This is a genomic window from Taibaiella helva (assembly GCF_003545695.1).
GTDB classification, from domain to species: Bacteria; Bacteroidota; Bacteroidia; order Chitinophagales; family Chitinophagaceae; genus Taibaiella; species Taibaiella helva.
The window spans coordinates 25,053-49,987 of record NZ_QUZZ01000019.1 but is presented as its reverse complement, the minus strand read 5'-3'; the positions used below and the strand labels follow the sequence as shown (position 1 = coordinate 49,987).

Below are 24,935 nucleotides of genomic sequence, written 5' to 3'. Positions count from 1 at the left end.
TGCGACTATGCTGGCGTATGTGTACTTATAACAAAGCGACAGCGATGTTTTACTGGCTCTATTCCAATATCACTCTGATATGCTCTCCATTTTCCAGGTTCAAAAAATATACTCCCGGAGTATCGTTTTCCAGATAAATGACCTGTTCGGGATCGGTAACACGGATCATCTGGCATAGCCGCCCTACAGCATCCGTTAATGTAGCCTTTGTCCCGAGTAGCTTATTATCGCCTATGATCAGGGTAACCTGGCCTTTTGATGGATTGGGATAGACGGTAGTTGACTGATTATCCCAACCTTTTTTCAGGTGGATGGTATTGCTGTATGTAGTTGCGCCATCGGCGTCTATCATTTGCAAACGATAGTAGTTGCTAAGCTGTGGATGCCCATCGGTAAATGCGTATTGGTTATTGCCTGTTTTACGAGCCTGGACCTCGCCTATGGCTTCAAACCTGCTGCCATCATTGCTACGTAATATTTTGAAACGGTCTGTGTTTTGCTCATCGGCCGTTTCCCAATCCAGTAAAATATTGCCGTTGCCCTGTATGCTTCCGGTAAAGCTTAACAGGTGAAGTGGTAAAGGTATATCATTATCTGCTATATTTATTGTATCTGCTGCAAATCCGGGATTAGGAATGTAAGCAAAGCCATTGCCGTCAGTACTGCCATTAAGCATAGTAAAAATAACAGTCTCAGTTGATTCAACAACCCCATTATCAACCACTGCAACCGGCACTTGAATAATATTTCGATAGGCGGGTAAATTAATTGTCCCCATTGTATAATCGGCGCCCTGCGTTGCGGTGCCGGTAACAGAATACGATAAAGTAATATTACCGGACGATCTATAATCTGAAGGAAGCTTTACTGAAAAAAGACCATTAGTAGCCGGTTCTGCAGCATCCGTTATTTTTGTTACTGTCAAAACTTTATTGGCAGTAACATTATCATTATCAGTAAGGCTTACGGTAATATCACTATTCGCGGGATCAGGAGGAAATATAAAGGCATTGCCGCCACCGTCAGTTGCCGAACCAGAAAGGATATTTATTGTAAATGTTTCCGTTTGCTCGATGATATGATCGTCAATTACAGTAAACGGTATTTGTACGCTGTTCGTATTGGCTGGTATTGTAATCTGCCCTATTGATTGGCAGTCTATACCTGCAGACGCTGTTCCGGAAAGAGAAACGGCTACTTTTACTGGCCACGCTGAGGTAGCAACGCCCGCAAGCTTTATCGTGAAGCTGCCAGAAGAAGAGGGTTCCGCTCCATTGGCGCCTGTTATTATCTGCAACGGTGTACTGGAAACAGCATTACCATCTACAATCAATACGGTTGCTGAATCACTGGCAGAATCTATAGAATAGGTTTGACTTATTGAAGTAGCCGTATTAAGCTTTATACCTACACTTTCAGGTCCTTCAATAACACCATCATTTCCCGCATCTGCATCAAGAAAAATCTCGGTAGCACCGGCAGGGATAGTCAGCATATTGGCTCCGCTAAGACCCAATAGCGTAAAATCTGTGCCAGGCGTTGCATTCGGCGGTGTGTTTGTATAGGAAAAATGAATAACAATATTTTCAGCAACTGGAACAGGATAGTTCAACGCAATTCTGAATACGCCGTTAGTTCCTCCTTCAATGGCATCGGATATCTTTTGAATGGTAATTTTTGGAGGAATGGATTGTCCTTTGACTGTAGTAAAAAAAGCAATGAAAAGACCCGCCAGCAATAATACTTTCCTGGCCAGTGGAAGCAGCTTGGATGTAAACATTCTCATTTGAAATATTGAGTTTGGTTTCGGGCAGCAATTTAAATCGCCATTTTATAGAATCAGGCAAAAGCGGGGTATAGATTATGCAAAAAGAAGGTAACACAATCTACATACCAAGTTCTATGCGTAACAATAAGGGCAGGCTACAGGGTGGCTTTAAGAAGCTGATATCGGCCTCATATTGTTATCGGCAAAGCTTTATCTTCGAAGCAAATGACTTGGCTTAATGCTACTTCAAATCATCTGCAGTTCTCAGCAATGCATTTGTGCATCTATGTTTGTATCCATGAAAAAATCGGCTATGAGGTTTAATTCATAATTACAACTGCTAAGTCAGTCGGCGCATTTATAAATTACTTTAACACACCTGTCAATTGAAACTTTCTGCTTTAAAGTGAACCATTTCTTTGTTCTACAAAATTGTTTAAAACCGACTATTATTTCCTGGAACAGCAATGCTTCACTGTTTTTCCATTCCATTCAGGACTTATATAAGGTATGCCCAGGTTCAAACCTCTCAGGATAAGCAGAAGTCCGATGCCTACAGACAGGATCACTGAAGCCGGCCTGAGTCGCCGACGCAGCTTTATACTTATTTTCTGGTGGAACAAGACTAGCAAAACCAAGGCAGGTACCGTACCCAAACCGAAGAGGAACATGGCCGTAAAGCCGCCGGCCCATCCTCCCGCCAGCAACGCTGCTGCAAGTGCAGTATAGACCAGTCCGCAGGGCAGCATTCCGTTGAGGAAGCCGAGTAGCCCGTAATCGCTTAACCGGGCTTTGTGCTGCAACCGGTTGTAGAGTATCGAGAATTGCCGGCGGAAAAGGAAATTACCACCGGGAGCTTTCAACGCGGGTATACAAACCATCAATATAATCGCCAGGCCGGCTGCTATAGAGAGTCCCTGCTGCCAGCTCATCAGCATAATGCCTTTGCCCAGCAAACCTGATAATGCCCCCAGGCATCCGTAAGCAAAGGCTTTGCCCAGGTAATAAACAACAATCCGAAGCCCTCTGATTTTTCCTTCCCGGGCAAAAGGCACGGACAGCGCCAGGGGGCCGCACATGCCCAGGCAATGAAGGCTTCCGCCAAGGCCGAGCATAAAGGATGATATGAGTATTACCACATTCATTGCTGCAGTGTCATTTCTTTATAATAGTCTTTCCCATCGGCGCTAAACGACAACCTGACTTTGTATGTCTTACCTGACAACAGGCTGCGCCTGAAGGTATAGATGCCCGCTCCACTGGCATCCAGCCGCACTTCGCGATCCAGGGATTTATCGGCCGGGCAGTAAAAACGTATGGTGCCCTTCTGCAAAGAGCGGCTCAGCACCGCAGGTAATGTTACAATAATAAGGTCTTTTTCATAACGGGCAGAAAACCGGCTGTCGTAGGTATTGGCATTATTCATAGCATCCAGCTTATGCTGGTAACTCAGCTCCTGCTCATAATAATCAGCGCTCACCAGCGGAATCTCCTGCTTTACTGACATATAAACCAGGAAGCTCATCATCAGCAGGAAAAAGCCGAAGCCTGCCAGCACTATATTTCCCGGGTGGGTCAATTTACCTGTTGCCATTGTGATCGGTATTTTATTAGTAAGTACCAATGAAAGTTACTTTCCTGGTCTGCACCACCTGGTCGCCCGACAGGATCAGTAATCTGTATTGCTCTTTGCGCCGTCGGATCTTAGGGGCGGGCACTTTAATGAAGAAAGTCTCTTCCGCTGTCTTGCCGGTATAGAGCGAATCAAGATGCCTGCCGACGTATTCGATGCGGGCGTCCTTATCATCCAGCGCGAGGCGGTAGGGTTCAGGATGCATACTCTTGTTCACGATCTTGATGCGGTACAGGTTGGAAATGGTCCCGTCGTTGTTCTCCTGTAATATTTGACCCGGTACACGAAGGACGGTAGCATCAAATTTGGCGCGGGTTATAATGAGACCGGCCAATATCACAAGCAGTGCTGCCAATACGATTCCGTAAGCCCGGGTGCGGTAATTGATCCTGGTCTTTCTTCCTTCTGCGATCGAGGCTTCGCTCGCAATACGGATCAGCTGTCTTGGCCGCCCCGTTTTATCCATCATCAGGTTACAGGCATCGATGCAGGCTGTACAATTGATGCACTCCATCTGCAGGCCATCCCGGATATCAATACCGGTAGGACATACATGCACGCACATACCACAATCGATACAGTCCCCGGTCGGGCCGTTGCCTGCCTTCTTTCGCTTGCTCCTGGGCTCTCCCCGCACATGATCGTAGGCAACGACCAGCGAGTTTTTATCCAGCAATACACTCTGCAGTCTTCCGTAAGGACAGATGACCGTACAAACAATCTCCCGTACAAAAGCATAAACGGCATAAAAGGCCGCGGTAAAACCCAAGATGGCAATAAAACCGCCGATGTGCTCAGCTACAGGCTCCGTAATGATATGGAATAATGCATCGGTGCCGATGATATAAGCCAGGAAAGTATTGGCTATAAGAAAGGATAAGGCAAAGAAAACAAGATGTTTTATTGTTTTACGTACATAAAGATCCACGCTCCATTCTTTCCTGTCGGCCACCATCTGCTTTTGCGCCGGGCCCTCGATCCAGTACTCTATCCGGCGGAATACCATTTCCATAAAAATGGTTTGCGGGCAGGCCCAGCCGCAGAAGATCCTGCCGAATACCAGGGTGAAGACAATAATGAACAGCAGCGAGGTGAGCATCCCGACGCCCAGTAAAATAAAGTCCTGCGGCAGGAATACCTTTCCAAAGAAAATAAAAGTAGCCTGGGGAAAATCGAACAGGAAAAGCGGCACCCCTTTTACCCTGACGAATGGAAGAGAAAAGAACAGCGCCAGGTAAACCAGGCTCAGCACAGTACGGTAACGGTATAATCCGCCCCGGGGCTGGAAAGCATATATCCACCTTCGTCCCCCTTTGCTATCTACCGTCGATATCTTGTCTCCATAATAATAAGGTTCGGTATCCATGTCAGTTAAGGTTTGTAGTCGCAGCAGCGCCTGCCGCGGGCGTAACGGGCACAACAGCATCATCTTTATACAGCTCACCCTGCGGTTCTTTACCTCCGGCCGGTGATGTGCCCTGAATCGATCTTACGAAGCTTGCCAATTGGGCAATCTGGACCGGTGAAAAATCTTCCTTCCAGGATTTCATGCCTTTTTCCGGCCATCCATACTTAATGCTGTAAAAAATATTTTTCAGACCGCCCTTATGCAACCAGTAATCGTCGGTAAGATTGGGGCCTACACCCCCTTGCCCCTTATCGCCATGACAAGCCAGGCAGTTCCTGACAAACAAGGACTGCCCCTCTGCTATAGCTGAAGCGCCCATCATGACCACATTATTCTCATCCACATTATTGGCAGCATTTTTCAGGTATTCCGCTTTTTGTATTGCGGCTTCTTTATTGGCTACAGCCAGCTCCTGCAGCTGGTCAGGTAAGGCCTCGCTGACGAACATACGGTACAGGTACACGGCACTGAACAGGATCGTACCATAGAAAGCATAGCGCCACCAGGCCGGTATTTTATTATCCAGCTCTCGGATACCGTCATAATCATGATGCAGATCAAGGATATGCTCTTCCTCTACCGGAACAGTCTGATTCAGCTTCTGGAACAGCCGTTTGAAACGCAGCTTCTTCACTGTTCTGACCTCCTGCTCCCGGGTATTGAGAAACTGCAAAAGCATTTTTGCCAATACAAGGATCACTGCAAATTCAAGGCTCACGATGATCAGCAAAACTGTAATGTCAACCGGCAATGAGCTACCCGGCACTTTCACTGCTTCTTTTGCCTCCTGGGCATGGGCTGGTAATACAATACCCGATAACAGGATGAGCACCAACAGAGCAGTCGTCGTTGCAGAAGGAGGACGTTGTCGCTCCTTTTCTTTACGTTCCCAGTAGAGCTTTGCGGCGCTGCTTACTGCATTGCCCAGTATAGCAATGACACACAACATTAATACCAGCATGCCGGCGAGGGTATAACGTACCATATCATATCCGTCTCCTACCGGAACGGAACTCGCAGCAGCATTTTTTTCTCCGGCTACGCTTATTAGCGGCATGCCTGTAGCCAACAGGCTGAACAATAAGACCGGCATAGCTTTCAAAGAGGTGTTCTCAAAAAACATCATAGCATTAAAAGTTATTTTATGGGAATATTGGCATGTTCCTGCATCTTTTTCCGGTTGGTGCCGAAGGTGTATAGCACAACCCCCGCAAATACCGCAGCAAAAAGGATTAGTGAGAAGACCGGGTATATACTGACATTATGAATGTCTTTTAAATAGTTGGTGAATTTCATAAGACTATTTTTGTGTTATTTTATCTTTCTTTATGTCGACGCCCAATCGCTGGAGATATGCGATCACAGCTATGATCTCCTTCCGGCTGTCGGCATGTATTTTGTCTTTTTGCAGATTTACCGCGATCTCTTCCGCCTGCCTGCGCAAGGCGCTGTTGGCCACCCGGTCATATCCTTTCGGATAGGGCACGCCTAATCGTTGCATCGCCCTGATCTTGGCCGGTGTATTGCTGGTATCGAGGTCTTTATCCAGGAGCCAGGGATATGGAGGCATAATACTTCCGCTACTGATCTCCTCCGGATCGTTCATATGCCGGTAGTGCCAGCTGTCGGGATATTTTCCACCTACACGTTGCAGGTCAGGACCGGTACGCTTGCTACCCCACTGAAAAGGGTGATCGTAGACAAATTCTCCGGCCTTGGAATATTCACCGTAACGAGCTTCTTCATCCCGGAAAGGGCGTACCATCTGGGAGTGGCAGGTATAGCAGCCTTCCCTTACATAGATATCACGGCCCTGTAGCTCCAGCGGCGTATAAGGTCTTACAGCAGCAATTGTCGGCACGTTATTATCGATCAGGAAAGTAGGCATCATCTCTACCAGTCCGCCTATAGCGACAACGATAAGGCTAAAGATCAGCAGCCGTACGGGCTTACGTTCGATAACGCTGTGCCAGTGCATGCCGGCTTTAGGTAATGGCTGATCCTTGAGGGCCATGGCCTCTGCCGGCTCATTGGCAACAAAGGTCCCGGCCTTCATCGTCTTGCGGAGATTGTACACGGCCAGCAATACACCGCCCAGATAAAGAGTACCGCCGAGCGCCCGCATGAAATACATCGGCACAATATGTGTAACCGTTTCCAGGAATTGATATTGCAGTTGCCCGCTTTCCGTGAACTTCTTCCACATCAGGCTTTGCGAAAAGCCGGCCCAGTATAGCGGAATGGCATAGAGCAGGATACCTATGGTCCCGATCAGGAAGTGGGTATTGGCCAATTTTCGGGAATAGAGTGTGGTGTTCCACATACGCGGGATAAGCCAGTACAGCATACCGAAGATCAGGAAGCCGTTGAATCCCAGCGCACCTACATGCACATGCGCAATGGTCCAGTCGGTATAATGACTGATGGCGTTGACATTTTTAAGCGATAACATAGGACCCTCGAAAGTTGCCATGCCATATGCCGTAAGCGCAACAACAAACATTTTCAGGATAGGATCTTCCCGCACTTTATCCCAGGCGCCTCTCAAAGTAAAGAGGCCGTTAAGCATTCCGCCCCAGCTGGGCAGGATCAGCATGACGCTGAAGACCGTACCCAGGGCCTGGGCCCAGCCCGGCAATGCGGTATACAATAAATGGTGCGGCCCGGCCCATATGTAGATAAAGATCAGTGCCCAGAAGTGAATAATGCTCCAGCGGTAGGAATAAATAGGCCTCTCTGCGGCTTTGGGCACGAAATAATACATCAGTCCCAGGAACGGAGTTGTAAGAAAGAAGGCTACTGCGTTATGTCCGTACCACCATTGCACCAGCGCATCCTGGACACCTGCATACAGGCTGTAGCTCTTCAGCCAGGTATAAGGCAATTCGAAAGAGTTGACGATATGCAGCATGGCTACCGTTACCCAGGTCCCGATGAAAAACCAGATCGCTACATAAAGATGGCGTTCTCTGCGTTTCAGTATCGTACCGAACATATTGACACCGAAAACAAGCCATATAATGGTGATCAGTATATCGAGCGGCCATTCGAGCTCGGCATATTCCTTACCTGTGGTATATCCTAGAGCAAGAGTGACGGCCCCGAATACGATGATCAGCTGCCAGCCCCAGAAGTGGATACGGCTCAGCAGATCGCTGTACATGCGCGTTTTCAATACCCGTTGAAGTATATAGTAAGCTCCTCCGAAAACGGCATTGCCTACAAAAGCAAAGATCACGGCATTGGTATGAATGGGGCGCAGCCGGCCGAAAGAGGTGTAGGGAATGCCCAAATTCAATGCCGGGTAAGCCAGCTGAAAGGCGATAAGCACCCCTACCAGCATACCCACTATGCCCCAGAAAAGCGTGGCTATGCCAAACATCCTGACACTCTTGTTGTCATAATAGAATTTTTCCAATACTACCATTTTATTTTTTGGATTTGAAAGGTTTGGACAGATCATCGAAGAAGATGCGATGTGCAGGCGAGTAGTCGTCGTCAAACTGACCCGACCTGACGCTCCATATATAGGCTCCGAGGAAAATCAGTCCTACCAGGAGGCTTACAGATAACAGAAAGACGGTTACGATCATTACGGTGGCTTTTGATATCACAAAATTGCATTGGCAGGGCCGCATGGGAAATGCCGCTGCTTAAGCTAAAAGATGATCTTCGTCAGCTTTCAGCATGCCGGAATATTTAGCGAACCGTCTTCCCGTTATCCACCGGGTACCCGCATAAGCGATCAGCATAATACCCAGGGAAGAGGATGGCATCAGAATAGCTGCCAGCAAGGAGGACAGGTGGCCGCTTACCGCATAGCCGATACCTATGATGTTGAACACTATGGAATAGGCAAATCCATAGAGAATAAGCTTCTGCGAGGCTTTTGCCATCTTCAGGAATGCAGGCAGATCACTGAGCCTGCTTCCTTCAAGTATAGCATCGCAGGCCGGTGAAAAAGAAAAAGAATGCTGCACTACGGATACACCGACATTACTTTGCTTCAGGGCCCCTGCATCATTGAGCCCGTCACCGATCATCATTGCCTTCTTCCCGCTTGCCTGCAGGGACTGTATGTGCTCCAGCTTTTGCTGTGGTGTTTGCCGGAATAAAAGCTGTGTATCTTCCGGGAACAGGGAACGCATCTGCGCCTTGCTGCTGCTATTGTCGCCGCTGACCATGGATAGGCTATAGCCTGCCAGGCGCCGGAGCAGCTCCGGCACGCCCTGCTTAAGATGATGTTCAAAAAGAAAATGTGCTTTTACAATCCCATCCACCGCTACATATACTTCGGTTTGCTCCTGTCCCCTTCCGCTGTCCTCTCCATATACAAATGATCTGCTCCCGATCCTGAAATAGCGGTCATCCAGCCAGGCCTCCATACCCTTACCGGGTATTTCTTTTATATGCTCCGGTATAAGAGCGCCTGTATACCGGTAATGGGCTGTAATGATCCTTGCCAGCGGGTGGATCGACTGAGACATTACAGATAGGAACGATTCCTTTTCTGCCACGTCCAGCAACATCCTGGATACCAGAAGCGCGCTGTCCTCCGCTTCTGTTATGGTTCCTGTTTTATCAAAAGCTATATGGTCCGCCTTTGCCATATCCCCGATCACTTGGGCGTTACGGAGGAAAAGGCCGTGAGCAGCAAAAAACGCCACCATGTGGCCGTTGGTAAAGGTTGTGGTGAGCAAGAGCGCACAGGGACAGGCGACGATCAACACCGCAGTAAGCGCGTTCCAGGATCGTTCCGGTATGTGCCACTGCCAGTAGGCAAAAGCGGCCAGGGCGATAAGAATCACCGCCAGTGAAAAATATTTGCTGATAACGGTGGTCATTGTTTCTTTATCGGATTGCTGCCGATCAAATGCCTTATTATTCCAGAGCCGGGTAAAGCTGTTCTGCCGGAAATCCCTGAGCGCAACTATTTCCACCGCATTCCCAATTATTCTGCCACCAGCATAGACCAGGTCGCCGGCCGACAGGTACTCCGGCTGGCTTTCACCGGTAATAAAGCTGTAATCGACAGAAGCTTTACCTTTTGATACCATACCGTCTGCAGGTATGATCTCCTGGTGCCGGAGCAGCAATACATCCTTTTCCTGTATATCCTGTATTTTAATGGTCTCCTCCATTGCCTCTTTTATCCTGCTTACTGCCACCGGGAAATAAGACTTGTAATCCCTGTTAAATTTCAAAGTACTATAGGTACGGTTCTGAAGGGTTCGTCCGAGCAGCATGAAGAAAACAATGCCGCTCATACTGTCGAGATAACCGGCCCCGGTCCCGCCCGCAATCTCATAGACGCTGCGCAGGAAGGTGATGGAAATGGCCAGGGCAATGGGCGCATCGATATTGATATATCTCTGCCTGAAGCTTAAGAAAGCGTTCCTGAAGAACTCCCCGGCCCCATAAAAAACAACAGGCAGCGATAACCCGAGACTGACCAGGCGAAAGAAAGTTACCAGTGCAACGCTTTCATTCCTGTGTAGTCCAAGATATTCAGGAAAGCTGATCAGCATAATATTGGCAAAGCAGAAGCCGGTAATGCCCAGCTTATAGGCTGCATTTCTGGAAGAATATCCTTTCCTTTCCTGTGGCTCCACCTGGCCGGGAGTTATATGCGGCTCATAGCCTATACGGGTCAGCAGCTCTGCCAGCTGCCGCAGGGAAAGCTCATCCGGCTTAAAGGTTACGGACAGCTCTTTGTCCGAAAAAAGTACACGGGAAGAAATAATCCCGGGGTGTAGCTGCGCCAGGTGCTCCAGGAGCCAAAGACAGGAGCTGCAATGGATCTGGGGCAGGTAAAAGGTGACCTGCGCCTGTTTCCCATTGGAAAATTCAAGAAGCCCGGCCGTTATGGACGCATCGTCGAGAAATCGGAATTTTTCAGGTTGGACGGTTTTCATTGTCGCACCGGGCCGTTCATTCAGACAATAGTAATCATTCAGCTCATGTTCATTAAGCAGCAGGTACACACTGCGACATCCGTTACAGCAAAAGGATTTAGCTCCGATGTCCCGCTTGTGGCTATCGCAGATTTCACCGCAATGATAACAGCGTGCCTGTTGCTCCGTTCTACTGTTGCTCATATACTTTACAGCTGCTTTTGCAGCTTTTGAACCTGCTGAATAAATATTTTTCCTTTGCCTTCTGCAATTGAATAAAGTCCGTTTCCATTTCCTTTATCCTGATCATAAGATGCAAAACATGTTCCTGCTTATAAGCCGACAACAGCTCTTTCAACTGCTGAATAGCTGAAAGTGCAATAGTATAGTTCAGCTTCGTCAACTTGAACAATTTGCAATCTGTCGTTTTGCTTTCCTGCTCCAGGATCTTCAATACAGGAAATACCAATACCTCTTCTTTTTGCAGAATGCACTCGAACTCCTGCTTTACTTTTTGCATCAATGTCATCCCGGTTTCGGCGCCGGCAATCCTGGTTTCCTCCAGCATTTTCGTCAGAAAACGGAATTTGGTCAACATACAGGGATAATAGACATCGCTTAATTGGTCCATGAAACGGTCCACTGTGAAAGATTGTAATTGCTCCATATCGCTGTATAGTTTCTGGGGGGCCATAAGTTTGACGTTTATGTAAAATGAGTCGTTCAGCTGATCCATGATGGATTGTAGCTGCTCGGTATTCCTGTATAATTGCGGGCTAGCCATCGGCTTTATTTTATGTAAAATTGCTTCAGCCATCCGAGGTAAAAAATGAGCTACGCGAAGCAGAAAGCTGATAAAGATCATTCCCGGATCGTGTATATTTCTCTTACAGGCCGGGCCGGCATCCCGTGCTATGGCCGCAGATCAGCAAGGAGCCTGATCCGGATCATTGCATTGGGAAAAAGGGGACAATACTTTTGGCAAAAAATGTAGATATGAAAAAGATACTGGTCGCATTTGACGGAGCGCATTTTCCCAGCTCCACCCTGGATTTTGCCCTTGAAATGAACAGCGAGGAGCCCATCGTCTTAACAGGCATATTCCTGCCTTCTACCGATTATGCCGAAGCAATGAGTTACTATTATTATGGCAATGCGATTGCTTCGCTTTATCGCGAAGAATATGAAGAAGACGCTGCAACTATAGCAACAAACATTGCCCTTTTCGAAAATTTCTGCAAGGAGCATCATATCCGTTACAAGGTGCATAAGGACATTCAAAAGGAAGTGGTTAAGGAACTATTTAAAGAAACGCGCTATGCAGACCTGTTTATTCTGAGCAGCGCACATTTTTATGAGAACCTGGGTGAAATGATACAGGAAGACTATCTTGATAAAACCCTCCATAAAGCAGAGTGTCCTGTCATCCTGCTTCCCGGTTCTTTTAGCAGGCCAGACAGTATTATTCTTGCCTACGACGGAAGCACCTCGTCTATGCATGCCATTAAGCAATTCATCTACCTGTTCCCGCAATGGACCGATCTCAATACCCTGGTTGTATATGCAGACGACGGCAAAGGCGAAATCCCCTTCTATCCGCTGATCAGGGAATATTGCGCACAACATTTCAGCAAGCTGGCTTATTATAAGCTCAGCCTTGATCCCAAAAAATACTTCACTACTTGGATCAGTGAAAAGGGCCCCGCACTATTGATAAGCGGCGCTTACGGACGCTCCGCCTTCTCTGAACTCTTTCATAAGAGCTTTCTCAGAGATGTGGTAAGCGCCCAGCAGGTACCTGTGTTTATTGCCCATCTTTAAATCCTCATGATATGCAAAAGATATTACTGGCTTTAAGTCCGTCCAATATGAACCGGGAGGTGATCGACTTCTCCTGCTACCTCAGCAAACTGGCCCATACCCGTATAACCGGTGTGTTCCTGGGAGCACCGCATACCGCCGAAACCGTAAAAAGATCCTTGCAGATGGAACATCAAAGGTCCGTTGCCCATCTGGCGCCCGACAACAACTCCCTGCTGGCCTATGCTATGGTCCATTTCAAGGAGGCCTGCATATGCCGTGACACAGATTACCTGCTGCACGGGGACCGGTGCGTTACTGCCGAGGAGCTTGTAGAAGAAAGCCGGTTTTCGGATCTCATGATCCTGCCCCCGGGGCTTTCCTATAATCAGGATATCGAAACAGCTCCGTCGGCCCTGGCGAGAGCGATACTGACCCGCGCCGAATGTCCTGTCATATTGGCTCCGGAGGCTTTCGACGGCATTCATGAAGTCGTATATACCTACAATGGCAACAGCGCATCCGTTTATGCCATCAAGCAGTTTACCTATCTGTTCCCGGAATTCACGAAAAGTAATATTACCATACTGGCAGTCAATAGCGGTCATACCGGATTCCCTGACGAACCTGCATTGATGGAGTGGATAGAGAGCCACTATACCAGGGTAACTTATAAATCTTTATCAGGAGATCCTGTCGACCAGCTTATCCTCTACCTGCTATCGCGCCGGAATGCCTTGGTGGTCATGGGCGCTTATGGCCGCAGCGCTTTCTCCCGGTTAATCAGGAAAAGTACCGCAGATCCGCTTTCCGGCACACTGCTTCACCCCATCTTTATTGCCCATTGAATGCTTCTTACTGACCGGCTACAGCAAATATGAAAACGGTTGGCGGCATCAGTAACTGATCCTGGCGGCTGTTTCGGTTTTATTCCTGTCGGGGAATGAAGACCTGATTAAGGCTAACCAGCCTGTTCCTGCAATACCGGTATAGAAATGACCACCCCGTTAAGTGGCGCTACAGGCATTATGATCTTAATACCGTATTTGCGGCAGAAAGCAACCACTTTATCCTGCTGAACATTGGCCGGCAGCACAAAGCAGGCCAGCAATACATCCTTTTCGGAAGATGCACTGCGGCTCTGGTAAACATAGAGCAGCCCTTCGGAGATAGACAAGAAATGATCATGCTGCTCCGATCCGGGTATCCATACCCGTAATTCATACCGGTCCTTCAACTCTTTTAAGGTTGCAGTTACCGCTCCGGACTTGAGGGGAGCCGGGCAGGCTGCAGGATTGGCCTTATTGCAAATACGGTAAGGTTTTCTGAATGTCATGGCCCTTCTGTTTGTAGTTATCTAATTGAAGTCCTGCAGATCAAAATCCGCAGGCTTTTCGCTTTCCAGGGGTATGCTGTGGACGCGGCCTTCCTCATTCTGCTGCTGCAATGTCCAATGATCGGTATCGGTCGTTTGTAGCCACAATCCGCCCGATTGCCGCATGACCTGGACACATAAGCTGAATTGATGTAAGAAGTCGGCCTCGACCTGGGCTACGGTCCTTTCAGGATCTATATTGATCTTTCCGCCGGTATGAAACATGGTTACCTCGGAGAGAGGCAGTTCAGAACTGATCCTGTCCGCTTTGCCCGATGATTCCCCTTCCCTGTGGCTGGTCTTATAGAACTGGAGCTTCAGATAAGGATACCACTTTCTGAATTCCCGTTGAATATTGCTGACCAGGTCATCTTCGATAATATAAATTTCCATCGTGCTATAAGAATTAATACTCGAAATTATAGCAGCACGGTATTTCAGTCAATGACATCAATCAGCAAAAGCATTCATCGTCATCAACTGCAGCGAGCGATGGTCTCCTGATCTTTATCGAAAATTTGTACTCATGCTTAAAGGCCGGAACAGGAAAGGCAGCAGCAGTGAAAGAATATTTCTTGAAGGGCCGCGGTCGCGCATTTTGGAGCTTTGGTTTTCGGTGAAAGTCTTATGGCAGTTTATCCGGGGATTCAGGGTATTACATTTCGTAGGACCATGTGTGGCTATATTCGGGTCTGCGCGCGTAAAGGAAGATTCCGAATATTACAAAGATGCCCGTAAAATGGGAAGAGGATTGGCGGGATTGGGCTTTACCGTGATCACCGGAGGCGGCCCGGGTATTATGGAAGCCGCTAACCGGGGCGCGATGGAAGCCGGGGGATACTCGGTAGGTTGTAATATTCGATTGCCAAAGGAGCAGCATCCCAATCCTTACATGAACAAATGGTTCGTTTGCCATTATTTTTTCGTCAGGAAAGTGCTTATGTTCAAATATTCAAACGCCTTCGTCATCATGCCCGGCGGGATTGGCACCCTGGATGAATTTTTTGAAGCGCTTACCCTTATACAAACGCATAAGATAATCGATTTCCCCGTCATTATCTTCGGAAAAGAGTATTGGGAGCCCTTAATGCCTTTGTTCCACCAATTGCTTGCCGAACATATGATCGGGGCGGAGGATATGAAATATGTATTGTTCACAGATTCGATCGAAGAAGCCCTGGATCATATTAAACATTTGGCCCTTGAAAAATATGCCGAAGGAAGGAAAAAAGCATTTCATAAACTTGCGCTCCTGGGTGAATAGCCATAACCTGCCGAATTATGGTATATTTGTGACACCCAATATACACTTCATGAACAGAGATACCGGCATTGGATTTGATGCCCTATTTATCAATGCCTCGATGGGCATTCTGGTAGCAGATGAGCAGGGGAAAATTGTGCTGGTCAATCCTTTCCTTTTGGAACAATTCGGTTATGCGGAAGGGGAGCTGCTGCATCAGCGTATTGAAAAGCTGATCCCTCAGCGGTTCCACAACCGGCATGTAAAGCATGTGGAGCATTATAACGAACATCCCAAAAGCCGTCCTATGGGGCTGGGCATGGATCTCTACGCAGCACGCAAAGACGGCACGGAATTCCCTGTAGAAGTAAGCCTGGGTAACTATGAGACGGAACAGGGCAAATATGTTATTGCTTTTCTGAGCGATATTTCCAAGCGCAAGGAAGCCGAACAAGCCTTACAGAAGCTTAACGAGGAGCTTGAACATAAGATCGACGAACGAACGTTGACGCTCACCAGCACTGTAAAACAACTGGCTGCGCTTATTGCGGAAACGGAAGCCAAGGATGTTGAGCTGAACCGCATCAATACCTTTCTCAATAATATATGGGATCATGCCGAAGCGATCATATTCGTAACGGATAGCGATGGCGTGATTAAAATGTTCAATCCCGCAGCCGAGAAAATGCTGGGCTATACAGCATCTGAACTGATCAGTGTAAAGACCCCTTCGGTCTTTTTTGCCAATGAAGAAATCACACTTGATTACCTTATTGAAAAAGCGGGCAACAGTCAATCCAACGAGCATGAGCTAACTTATATAGACAGCAGGCAAAACCGGTTTCCCGTATCGCAGACTTTTACGGCCATGCGCAACACACAGGGCGATATAGAAGGCTACCTGGGCATAGCTATGGATGTATCCAAACGGAAAAAAGCAGAGACCGATCTACGGATCGCGCTTGAAAAGGAGAAAGAGCTGAGCGAGCTTAAATCCAGGTTTGTCTCTATGGCTTCACATGAATTCCGTACACCACTCAGCACCGTACTTTCTTCGGCCTACCTGGTATCTCAGTATAAAGAAAAAGAGGACCATCCCAAAAGAGAAAAGCATGTGCAACGTATCGTCTCGTCTGTGAACATGCTTACCGATATCCTGAACGATTTCCTTTCGGTAGGTAAGATCGAAGAAGGAAAGATACAGGTCCGCACTACTACTTTCGATATCAGGCAGCACCTGGAGCAGATCATCAGCGAGCTGGCGGGTTTATTTAAAAAAGGACAGCATATACATTACAGGCACACAGGCCAGAGTCTGGTCGCACTTGACTCTTCCCTGATGAAGCATATTGTTATGAATTTACTGTCCAATGCCATTAAGTTCTCCCCCGAAAGCGCAAGGATTGAGCTACAAAGCAGATTGGACCATCGCTCCCTGGCATTGACCATAACCGATAAAGGTATCGGCATCTCCGAAGGAGACCAGCAGCACCTGTTCCAACGTTTCTTTCGCGGAACGAACGCGACCAATATACAGGGCACCGGCCTGGGCTTACATATCGTAAGCAAATACACCGAATTGATGAACGGTACCATTACCTGCAAAAGCCTGCTGGAGCAAGGCACTACGTTTGAACTCCATTTTCCCGTTACGAATTATGAAGAAGAAAATATTACTCATTGAGGACAATACCGACATAAAAGAGAATATGGCGGAGATCCTGGATCTTGCAGGCTATGAAGTACATACTGCCGAAAACGGCAAGGAAGGCGTATCTGCGGCCTCCCGAGAAAAACCGGACCTCATTATATGCGACATCATGATGCCCGTGCTGGATGGCTACGGGGTGTTGCATATGATCCAGAAGAATCCCGAACTGCAGGGTATTCCCTTTATTTTCCTGACGGCAAAATCTGAAAGAAGCGAGATCAGGAAGGGAATGGAAATGGGTGCAGACGATTATATCACCAAGCCTTTCGATGGTACGGAGCTGCTGAATGCAATAGAGATACGGCTAAAAAAAGCAGAGCAGCTCAGGCAGCCCCTACCGCAAAACTTGCAAGGGATCAACGAGCTCATCGGCATCAACTCCGGCAAAGATCATCTGGATGAGCTAAAAGAAGGCAGAAATATCAATCGCTATAAGAAGAAGCAGGTAATTTATTCAGAAGGCAATCACCCCTCCCGTCTGTTCTATATTCAAAAGGGCAAGGTAAAGACCTACAAGCGGAATGAGGACGGGAAAGAGCTTATCATCGGTTTATATAACGAGGGTGATTTTCTAGGGTATATTCCGCTGATGGAAGGTAAGACCTATCGCGAAACGGCGGAGGCGCTGGAAGATACGGATCTTGCGATCATTCCCCGCGCCGAATTCGAGGAGCTGCTGGGCAGTAATCCGGTTGTGATGAAAAAATTTATCGGGATACTGGCGCGTAATATCGATGACAAAGAAGATCAGTTGCTGGCTATTGCCTATAATTCTTTACGAAAAAAAGTAGCCGACACCCTGGTGCTGCTATACAGAAAATACAATACGCAGAACGATCCGGAATTCCAGATCGATCTTTCACGCGAAAACCTGGCATCGATAGCCGGTGTGGCCAAAGAGTCCCTGATACGGATGCTGAGCGAGCTGAAAGATGAGAAACTGATAAGCCTGGAAGGAAGCAGGATACGGATCCTTAATTTTAAGAAGCTGGAGCAGATGTTCAACTAACCGGTTTTACGTTTTATAAGAAAGTCGGCAAATGACAGCTTCATTTGATGAAACTCGTGGATCAGGTGTTCCATATCTTTTTCCAGCAATTGATACTGCCGTTCATCGGCGGGAACTATTTCCCGCCCGGCGATTTGGGCTAGCACGATATTTATTTCATGGCGGAGCAGGTCCAGCACCTGGTCCTTTTCCACAAAACGCTGCTGGAACCGATCTGCCTGCTCTACAAAATCAAGGCTGACCTCCCGGCTGATCGCTTCCGAAAGCTGATCCTTAAGGCGGATATTCTCTGCTCGCAGATCATTTAAAGCGTTTAGCCATTTCCTGCCCTCTTTTATATAATACGAGCTGTTCAACTTATATTCCTTTTGCATATCTCTTCATTCTTCAAAAGTAAAGCAAGACAACTATGAGATTAATAATAAGAATGATTCCATCTGATGATCGAGATCATTGCCTGTTTCCTTTGCGCCGGGTAAGTCGCCTTACTTCAAATTATATACATCATCATAATAAGTTACATTACCCCCCGGATCATCGGCAACAGCCCTGATATAGACAACAAATACAGGTACCGGAGCAGACAGCTGCAAGGTTTGCGGTTGCTCCTGTTTCAGGCAGGTTTCAAGAAATTCATGATCAAGCTTCCGGCCGAGCAGCTGATCCGCCAGTTCCATAGGTTTTTCCAAACGGATACACCCATGGCTGAAATAGCGTTTCTTTGCTGCAAACGACAATTTGTTGTTGGTATCATGCAGGTAGACGCCATAGGGGCTATCCAGGTTGAATTTGATCACACCCAGCGCATTGTCGCAGCCCGTAGCCTGCCGGAACCGGTAAGGAAAATTATTCCTGTTATACAGCTGCCAGTTTATTTTATTGCGATCTACTATATGTCCCTTCCTGTCCAATACCTGCATGTTCATAAAATCCAGCACACCCGGCAGTTTCTTGCAAAGCGGCAGGAATTCATTTACCGCTATGCTGTGGGGTACATTCCAGTAAGGATACAAGATCACTTCATCGCAATAAGCGGAGAACCGGGGTGTAGGCGTAGAAGGCCTGCCGGCAACCACTTTCATGCTCAGCATAAGACTATCATGCTCATAATAACGTAGTATTCCGGAGGCAATATTTATTTCAACACATTTTGGATAATGCGGATGATGAATGCGCCGGTAATGATTCAGAGCCGTTTTCAGCAAGCAGATAGTATCCTGCTGCCCCTTGTCCAGCGCTTCGCTCAGAGCGTTTTTTAACAGCAGGTATTCCTGATCTCCGGGCTCCAGGCTTTTTACAGCAGAATTCATTGCTGCACTGTCGGTGCACCTGGCCAACAGGTCCAGTATCTGCCTCTGGTCTCTGCTTTGCTCTTTTTTTAAAAGCGCATCATCACTGATGCCATCGGCATATGCTCCATGCAACAGGTCTTCCAGGTAGTTGATAAAGGCCCTGGTATAGCGTCGATCGGCCTCTGCAGCCTGATCTGTTCTCTGATCGTGCTGCTGTTCGTAAGCCTGCAGGATATTCAACGAGTATTTATCCGGTTCTAAACCCTGGCTTCCGCACCGGCTTAGCAAACCCAGCAAATTGTACCTGAGTATACGGCCGGAGCTGTCGGCATACCACAGCAGCTTGTTGCTGCGCGACGTGTAAAAGGTCGCAACCATGTCCGGATCGCCTGCCGTCGTTAATCCTCTGGCTCCGCCGGTTAGCACACAGCCTATGCAGGCCGCGGTCATCATGAGGTGCTTCATCCTGCCCGGCCATACCTTTACCCCCTGCGCTATATCGGCTAAAAGATCCATCTTTATTTTTTACACAAAATTGCTCCGGGCGGGGGTAAAAGGCAATGATTCCCGTCATGCGCTTATGTAATGATCATCAGAAAGCGTTTTCTTGCGCCGCAGCCATTTTAAACACTCCAGCCAGGCCACCGAACATAAGCCCAGCAATATGCTGCCGCAGAGTTCAGATAAAGGCAGCAATGTCAGTCCGAAGAAATTTCTTACCGGTAGAAGCCATATCACCAGCACAACCAATGTAATGGTAAGACCGATGATAAAGGGGATCATCCGGTTCTTGTAGCGCAAGGTGGCCCAAACCGGGTAATAGAAGCTCCTGTTGATTAATGTAAGCATTATGTTGGCAGAAACGAGGGTGATAAAGACAAGTGTACGGACTGCTGCTATATCGTATCCGCGGAAAACACCATACCAATAGGATGCCAATACGGCAAGAGCGATGACCAGTCCCTGTACTATACTTAAAGCCAGTTCGCTGAAGTTGAAAAGGTCGGCACTGTATGGCCGCGGCTTTTGCTGCATTGCATTAGGCTCCATGGGTTCATTTTCATAAATGACAGAACAGGTAGGCCCCATAATCAGCTCCAGGAAGATCACATGAACCGGGGACAGTATATTGGGGTATCGCCAGTTGAATAACAAGGGAACAAGTACGGTAAGGATAATGGGTATATGTATAGATATGATATAGCGTATCGCTTTTTTCAGATTGGTATAAATTCTGCGTCCCATCGCAATAGCCTCCACCATTCCGGTAAGATCATCGTCCAGCAGCACGAGCGCAGCTGCCTGCCTGGCGATCTCCGTTCCCTTTTTACCCATTGCAATACCAATATGCGCGGCTTTGAGCGCCGGCCCGTCGTTAATACCGTCGCCGGTCATAGCCACAATGGCTCCGGTCCGCTTCAGAGCATTAATCACGCGTAGCTTGGCTTCGGGAAACATCCGGGTAAATATCATTTTATCCGACACACACCGTTCCAGGTCATGGTCATTCATCTTCATCAGCTCGGCTCCGCCAATGCTTCTGTCATAGCCCTGCAATCCTATAGAGCGGGCAATGGAACGGGTAGTTATCTCATTATCGCCTGTTATGATCTTTACCTCGATTCCAGCTTTGTAGAAATCTTTTAATACCGCATCAATATTTTCTTTCGGAGGATCGCTAAAGGCGACCAATCCCATGAAGGAGAAAGGAAGGTCTTGCTGCTGTTGAGGAAATTCATTACCGGGATATATCGCAGACCCTACACCCAGGACCCTGTAGCCCTGCTGAGCGAGCCGATCTATAGCTGCATACGCCCGCTCCTTGTTACCTTCATCCAAGCCACATACATCGATCAGTGCTTCAGGCGCTCCTTTCGCTGCAATAATGCGATGACCGGAACTATCCCCGAAAACATGGGTCATCATAGGAGGCTTTCCGCTAAGCGGATATTCGTGGATCATGGTATAGACAGCACGCTCATCTTCGGCAAACAGCCGGGCATAGGCCTCGTGCAAGGCAATATCCATAGGATCGAAGGGCAGTGGCTCGCTGGCCCACATTGCCATCCGTATCAGCTCGCATTCCGCTTCATTCAGCGGTGCTCCGGGGTCCTGTATCTGGGCCGATCCGGCTTCATATATTGCAGCCAGCGTCATTTTATTCCGGGTTATCGTCCCGGTTTTATCCGTACAGATAACCGTAGCGCTGCCCAGTGTTTCGACAGTCTTTATTTGCTTCACGACAATCCTTTTCCGCATCAGCCGCATTGCTGCCAAAGCCATAAAAGAAGTAAAGGCTACAGGTATTTCTTCCGGAAGTATACTCATGGCCAGGGTAAGCGATTTTAGCAGACTGTCCAGGAACTCCGCATTTCGCCAATAATTAATGCCCCATATCGCGAGAAAAACAACACCTCCGACAACCGCCATTTTCCTGACAAAATTCCGCATGCGGGTTTCCAAAGGGCTCCGCTCGTTGCCGATCCGTTCCAGGCTTTTACCAATAGTACCCAGCCGCGTGCGGTTACCCGTTGCCGTAATTCTTACCAATGCCTGTCCACTGGTCACCATTGTTCCCCGGTATACAAAATGATCTTCCAATACTGTATTTTTAAATACAGGAAGCGATTCTCCCGTGAGCATGGATTCATTCACCGAGAAATCGTTGGCATGGATAATAACGCCATCGGCAGGAACGATCGAACCTTCTTCCATAATAATGATATCTCCTACTACGAGTTCGTCGCTGCCGACAGCTCTCTCCGATCCGCTGCGGATCACCTTACATAAAGGTTGTGACAGCTTTTTCAATGCGTTTAATGCATTACGGCTTCTGCGTTCCTGGTACCAGGAAATCGTCGCAACCAGCAGGATCGCGGCAAGCAGGAAAAAACTATCGGCCAGTGCCCCGTTGATGGCATAAATCAGCGCAGCAGCCAGCAGCAGAATAATCATGGGCTCACCTATAATGCTCCGCAGAAAAATGATAAGGCGATGCTCCTTCTTATAGGAGAGCTCATTGCTTCCATATTGTACTCTTGCAGCTTCAACCATCTGATCGGTCAATCCTTCTGCTTCCGGAATTGTAGGTAAAAACATAGAATGATCAATTTTGCAAGGATAAAAATATGCAGTATCCCGATAAAAACTATGCCTGTCTTACGGGGACAGGCACAGCGCTCGACGACATAACAGGGATCAGGCAATCTCTATATCGTCAATTACTTCAGCCACCCCCGGAGAAGACCATGCAGCCCGCTCTATAAGGCCTTTTTCGTGCCATGAACCGGCTTTCCCGCTTAGTGTCACTTTATGGCCTGCTGTGGAAATGGCGATTTTATCGGATTCCACATCCGCATTTCTTTCCAATGCCTTTTTGATCGCATCCTTAACCAATACCTTATCAGCCGCCGGCTTCACATGGATCAGGTTAGATATACCTTTGATACCGCGGAGTGGATTAACGGCATCATAAGCAGCCGTTTTCTGGTACTGCCATTCCACCTCGCCTTCAAGCGTAACCCAACAATTCTCCACTTTGGTTTGGATCTTATCGTCGGGAACAAGCGCGTTCCAGCGAAACACATCGACAATGGCAGTTCCGATCTCCGTATCGTTACTATTGTCTTCCGGCCACAGATCAACATTGATATCGATGGCTACCGCCCTGACATCCTTTACCCTTTTGGCAGCCAGCTCAGCCTGTCGCTTCTTCATATAACTGCTTACATTTCCTGAAAGCGTTACCACCCCACTGTTCACAGCAACGCCAATTTCGGCGGCATTCAGCATCGGCTCCCATTGCAGCTCGGCCATTACGTCTTCCTGGATTTTTTTATCTGATTTCATAAAAACGTTATTTTGTTGTGACTTGTTTGAAGAATAATCATCTTACTTCACTTTTACTTTTCTTCCGGCAGCGGGTTTTGCTGCTTCATTTTTGGGCAGCTTCAAAGTAAGGATACCATTATCGTAGGTGGCATCGATCCCATCGGCGCGAACATCAGCCGGTAGCGTAAAGGAACGGGAAAAGCTGGAATAGCTGTATTCCTTATGCCTGTATTTCTTTTTATTCTCATCATGCTCCCTCTCCGAAGTCGCGCTAATGGTTAGCACGTTGTCTTCTACTTCGATATCGAAGTCTTCCTTTTCCAGGCCGGGAGCAGCTACGGTTACTTTATATTGATCTTTATTGTCGGACATGTTCAGCGCAGGTACGGTCATCCGGCTAAGTAAAAAATTCCTGCGGAACCATTCGTTCCACGAAGCAAAAAAATCGTCAGTCGTTTCGGGCAATATCTCCCGTAGGTTGATTAATGAGTGCTTTGACATAACGTTCTCCTTTGTTTAATAGTTAACAGAAAATTGGAATAAAGCAGAATGGGTATCAATCCATCCGTTACAAAAATAACAGAGCCGGCATGCGGGGCGCAATGATCTGGATCAGTATTGATCATGATGCAAGCAGATAAACCGACCGGCCCCGACGCAATTTTTTTTCGCGCGCAGGCGCAGGCTGACTGGCATTGGCCCATATTATGATCGTCATCATTTTTCACAGGCTGAAACAGGTCTTACTTTGCTGCGGTTACTTAATTCAAAAACGAATCGTTATGAACCAATTGGAAAGTAAAGTGGCCGTTATTACCGGCGCCGGCTCCGGGATCGGCGCTGCTACGGCCCTGCTCTTTGCTGCGCAGGGAGCAAAAGTCATTGTATCAGATATTAATGAGCAGGCATGTCAGGACGTGACAAAACAGATACTTCTGGCCGGCGGACAGGCCTATGCAGTAAAAACGGACGTCAGCGATCCCCTTCAATGTGAAGCGCTGGTTGCTGAGGCCTTAAAGCAATATAATAAGCTTGACATTGCGGTCAATAATGCGGGGATCGGCGGAGAAAGCAATGCCACCGGCGATATGAGCATAGAGGGCTGGAACAAAGTAATTGCCATTAACCTGAGCAGCATTTTTTATTGCATGAAATACGAGATCGCCGCAATGCTGTCCCAAGGCGGCTGCATCGTCAATATGGCCTCTATACTGGGGCAGGTGGGCTTTGCCAATGCTGCCGGCTATGTTGCCGCAAAACACGGTGTGATCGGGCTTACCCAAACAGCAGCCATCGAATATGCTGCCAGGAACATACGGATCAACGCCGTAGGGCCAGGCTTTATCGAGACACCTTTATTGACTGCCGCGGGGATGGATGACACAATGAAGCGCCAGATAGCTACGCTGCATCCTATAGGCAGGCTGGGTCGACCGGAAGAAGTAGCAGAGCTGATATTATGGCTCAGTACAGCAAAAGCATCTTTCGTCAATGGAGCCTACTACCCGGTTGACGGCGCCTATCTAAGTCGTTAGTAACTAATATTTAGCAAATACATTGATTTATTATGAACATCAGAACAAATATCCGTCACTGGCATAGCGCTCATAGTGACTGTCTACGTACCCTGAAATTCTATAAAGAAGAGATCGGTATTTTGACCGAACGCCTGGCGGAAATCGCTCAAAAAAATACAGTGTACGAAGTGACCGTACAGGTGGAACATTTTCAGAATGCATTCATTCTACACCGCAATAATATAGACGAATTGAGCCATGCAATCAGGCAAAACATCAGCCGGGTCGCTGGAGAAATCGCCAGCCATACAGGATTTGCAGCTACCGGGTTGCTGGCACAGCTGGAAAAGGAAAAGAAGATCTTCCACGAGGAGGAAAGGGAGATCAACCTGCTTCGGCACGCTTTCAACCTGTTCTGCGCGGAATGGATGTGAACTATGTTATCAGGGAAAAT

General features: G+C 47.7%; 24 protein-coding genes. 7 read left to right on the top strand and 17 right to left on the bottom strand.

All coding sequences use genetic code 11. The features are described 5' to 3' along the window. Positions 1 to 58: 58 nt before the first annotated feature. From DZC79_RS20550 to DZC79_RS20505, 10 genes are all read right to left on the bottom strand, one after another. Positions 59 to 1,780, bottom strand: coding sequence for a Calx-beta domain-containing protein (locus DZC79_RS20550; protein WP_198666979.1), 1,722 nt, complete (start codon positions 1,778 to 1,780; stop codon positions 59 to 61). Between the two features lie 437 nt (positions 1,781 to 2,217). Then, the gene (locus DZC79_RS20545; RefSeq protein WP_118953504.1) at positions 2,218 to 2,913 is read right to left on the bottom strand and encodes a sulfite exporter TauE/SafE family protein; all 696 of its coding nucleotides are present in this window, start codon (positions 2,911 to 2,913) and stop codon (positions 2,218 to 2,220) included. Continuing rightward, positions 2,910 to 3,362, bottom strand: a complete 453-nt coding sequence (locus DZC79_RS20540) for a FixH family protein (RefSeq protein WP_118953503.1) — start codon at positions 3,360 to 3,362, stop codon at positions 2,910 to 2,912. Before DZC79_RS20540 ends, DZC79_RS20545 begins: the two co-directional genes overlap by 4 nt. 16 nt (positions 3,363 to 3,378) lie before the next feature. Further along, entirely contained in the window at positions 3,379 to 4,767 is a 1,389-nt protein-coding gene (ccoG, locus tag DZC79_RS20535; protein WP_118953502.1) for a cytochrome c oxidase accessory protein CcoG, read from the bottom strand. A 1-nt stretch (position 4,768) separates the two neighbouring features. After that, complete coding sequence (locus DZC79_RS20530; RefSeq protein WP_118953501.1) at positions 4,769 to 5,935, bottom strand: cbb3-type cytochrome c oxidase N-terminal domain-containing protein; 1,167 nt, start codon at positions 5,933 to 5,935, stop codon at positions 4,769 to 4,771. A gap of 11 nt (positions 5,936 to 5,946) precedes the next feature. Beyond that, on the bottom strand, positions 5,947 to 6,105 hold the full coding sequence (locus DZC79_RS20525; RefSeq protein WP_118953500.1) for a cbb3-type cytochrome c oxidase subunit 3: 159 nt from the start codon (positions 6,103 to 6,105) through the stop codon (positions 5,947 to 5,949). A gap of 4 nt (positions 6,106 to 6,109) precedes the next feature. Further along, entirely contained in the window at positions 6,110 to 8,236 is a 2,127-nt protein-coding gene (gene ccoN, locus DZC79_RS20520; protein WP_118953499.1) for a cytochrome-c oxidase, cbb3-type subunit I, read from the bottom strand. A 1-nt stretch (position 8,237) separates the two neighbouring features. Beyond that, entirely contained in the window at positions 8,238 to 8,402 is a 165-nt protein-coding gene (ccoS, locus tag DZC79_RS20515) for a cbb3-type cytochrome oxidase assembly protein CcoS (protein ID WP_118953498.1), read from the bottom strand. A gap of 60 nt (positions 8,403 to 8,462) precedes the next feature. After that, positions 8,463 to 10,907, bottom strand: coding sequence for a heavy metal translocating P-type ATPase (locus tag DZC79_RS20510; RefSeq protein ID WP_118953497.1), 2,445 nt, complete (start codon positions 10,905 to 10,907; stop codon positions 8,463 to 8,465). After that, the gene (locus DZC79_RS20505) at positions 10,894 to 11,397 is read right to left on the bottom strand and encodes a hypothetical protein (RefSeq protein WP_157977316.1); all 504 of its coding nucleotides are present in this window, start codon (positions 11,395 to 11,397) and stop codon (positions 10,894 to 10,896) included. Before DZC79_RS20505 ends, DZC79_RS20510 begins: the two co-directional genes overlap by 14 nt. Positions 11,398 to 11,699: 302 nt before the next feature. On the opposite strand from DZC79_RS20505, the gene DZC79_RS20500 reads away from it, so the two are divergent. Together DZC79_RS20500 and DZC79_RS20495 are read left to right on the top strand one after the other, a co-directional pair. Next, a complete protein-coding gene (locus tag DZC79_RS20500; protein ID WP_157977315.1) occupies positions 11,700 to 12,524 on the top strand; it encodes a universal stress protein in 825 nt (274 codons plus the stop codon). 11 nt (positions 12,525 to 12,535) lie between these two features. Beyond that, on the top strand, positions 12,536 to 13,351 hold the full coding sequence (locus DZC79_RS20495) for a universal stress protein (protein ID WP_157977314.1): 816 nt from the start codon (positions 12,536 to 12,538) through the stop codon (positions 13,349 to 13,351). A 113-nt stretch (positions 13,352 to 13,464) separates the two neighbouring features. Here DZC79_RS20495 and DZC79_RS20490 read toward each other — a convergent pair whose 3' ends face one another. After that, a complete protein-coding gene (locus DZC79_RS20490; RefSeq protein WP_118953493.1) occupies positions 13,465 to 13,839 on the bottom strand; it encodes a hypothetical protein in 375 nt (124 codons plus the stop codon). Positions 13,840 to 13,860: 21 nt separating this feature from the next. Further along, positions 13,861 to 14,271, bottom strand: a complete 411-nt coding sequence (locus DZC79_RS20485) for a hypothetical protein (RefSeq protein ID WP_118953492.1) — start codon at positions 14,269 to 14,271, stop codon at positions 13,861 to 13,863. A gap of 133 nt (positions 14,272 to 14,404) precedes the next feature. Here DZC79_RS20485 and DZC79_RS20480 point away from each other — a divergent pair, with 133 nt between their 5' ends. From DZC79_RS20480 to DZC79_RS20470, 3 genes are read left to right on the top strand one after another with little or no spacing between them, the layout of a single operon-like run. Next, complete coding sequence (locus tag DZC79_RS20480) at positions 14,405 to 15,142, top strand: LOG family protein (RefSeq protein WP_118953491.1); 738 nt, start codon at positions 14,405 to 14,407, stop codon at positions 15,140 to 15,142. 49 nt (positions 15,143 to 15,191) lie between these two features. Then, the gene (locus DZC79_RS20475) at positions 15,192 to 16,805 is read left to right on the top strand and encodes a sensor histidine kinase (protein ID WP_157977313.1); all 1,614 of its coding nucleotides are present in this window, start codon (positions 15,192 to 15,194) and stop codon (positions 16,803 to 16,805) included. Then, positions 16,780 to 17,841, top strand: coding sequence for a response regulator (locus tag DZC79_RS20470; protein WP_118953489.1), 1,062 nt, complete (start codon positions 16,780 to 16,782; stop codon positions 17,839 to 17,841). The genes DZC79_RS20475 and DZC79_RS20470 overlap by 26 nt, the downstream gene beginning before the upstream one ends. On the opposite strand, the gene DZC79_RS20465 is transcribed toward DZC79_RS20470, so the two are convergent. From DZC79_RS20465 to DZC79_RS20445, 5 genes are all read right to left on the bottom strand, one after another. After that, on the bottom strand, positions 17,838 to 18,215 hold the full coding sequence (locus DZC79_RS20465) for a hypothetical protein (protein ID WP_118953488.1): 378 nt from the start codon (positions 18,213 to 18,215) through the stop codon (positions 17,838 to 17,840). The two genes, DZC79_RS20470 and DZC79_RS20465, sit on opposite strands and share 4 nt — an antisense overlap. A 111-nt stretch (positions 18,216 to 18,326) precedes the next feature. Beyond that, positions 18,327 to 19,649, bottom strand: coding sequence for a L,D-transpeptidase family protein (locus tag DZC79_RS20460; protein WP_118953487.1), 1,323 nt, complete (start codon positions 19,647 to 19,649; stop codon positions 18,327 to 18,329). 54 nt (positions 19,650 to 19,703) lie between these two features. Further along, positions 19,704 to 22,232: a cation-translocating P-type ATPase gene (locus DZC79_RS20455; RefSeq protein ID WP_118953486.1), complete on the bottom strand. Its 2,529-nt coding sequence runs from the start codon at positions 22,230 to 22,232 to the stop codon at positions 19,704 to 19,706. A 99-nt stretch (positions 22,233 to 22,331) separates the two neighbouring features. Then, the gene (locus DZC79_RS20450; protein ID WP_118953485.1) at positions 22,332 to 22,982 is read right to left on the bottom strand and encodes a BON domain-containing protein; all 651 of its coding nucleotides are present in this window, start codon (positions 22,980 to 22,982) and stop codon (positions 22,332 to 22,334) included. A gap of 42 nt (positions 22,983 to 23,024) precedes the next feature. Then, the gene (locus DZC79_RS20445) at positions 23,025 to 23,465 is read right to left on the bottom strand and encodes an Hsp20/alpha crystallin family protein (RefSeq protein WP_118953484.1); all 441 of its coding nucleotides are present in this window, start codon (positions 23,463 to 23,465) and stop codon (positions 23,025 to 23,027) included. 281 nt (positions 23,466 to 23,746) lie between these two features. Here DZC79_RS20445 and DZC79_RS20440 point away from each other — a divergent pair, with 281 nt between their 5' ends. Further along, positions 23,747 to 24,499, top strand: a complete 753-nt coding sequence (locus tag DZC79_RS20440) for an SDR family NAD(P)-dependent oxidoreductase (protein WP_118953483.1) — start codon at positions 23,747 to 23,749, stop codon at positions 24,497 to 24,499. A 32-nt stretch (positions 24,500 to 24,531) separates the two neighbouring features. Beyond that, positions 24,532 to 24,915: a hypothetical protein gene (locus DZC79_RS20435; RefSeq protein WP_118953482.1), complete on the top strand. Its 384-nt coding sequence runs from the start codon at positions 24,532 to 24,534 to the stop codon at positions 24,913 to 24,915. Positions 24,916 to 24,935 lie beyond the last annotated feature (20 nt).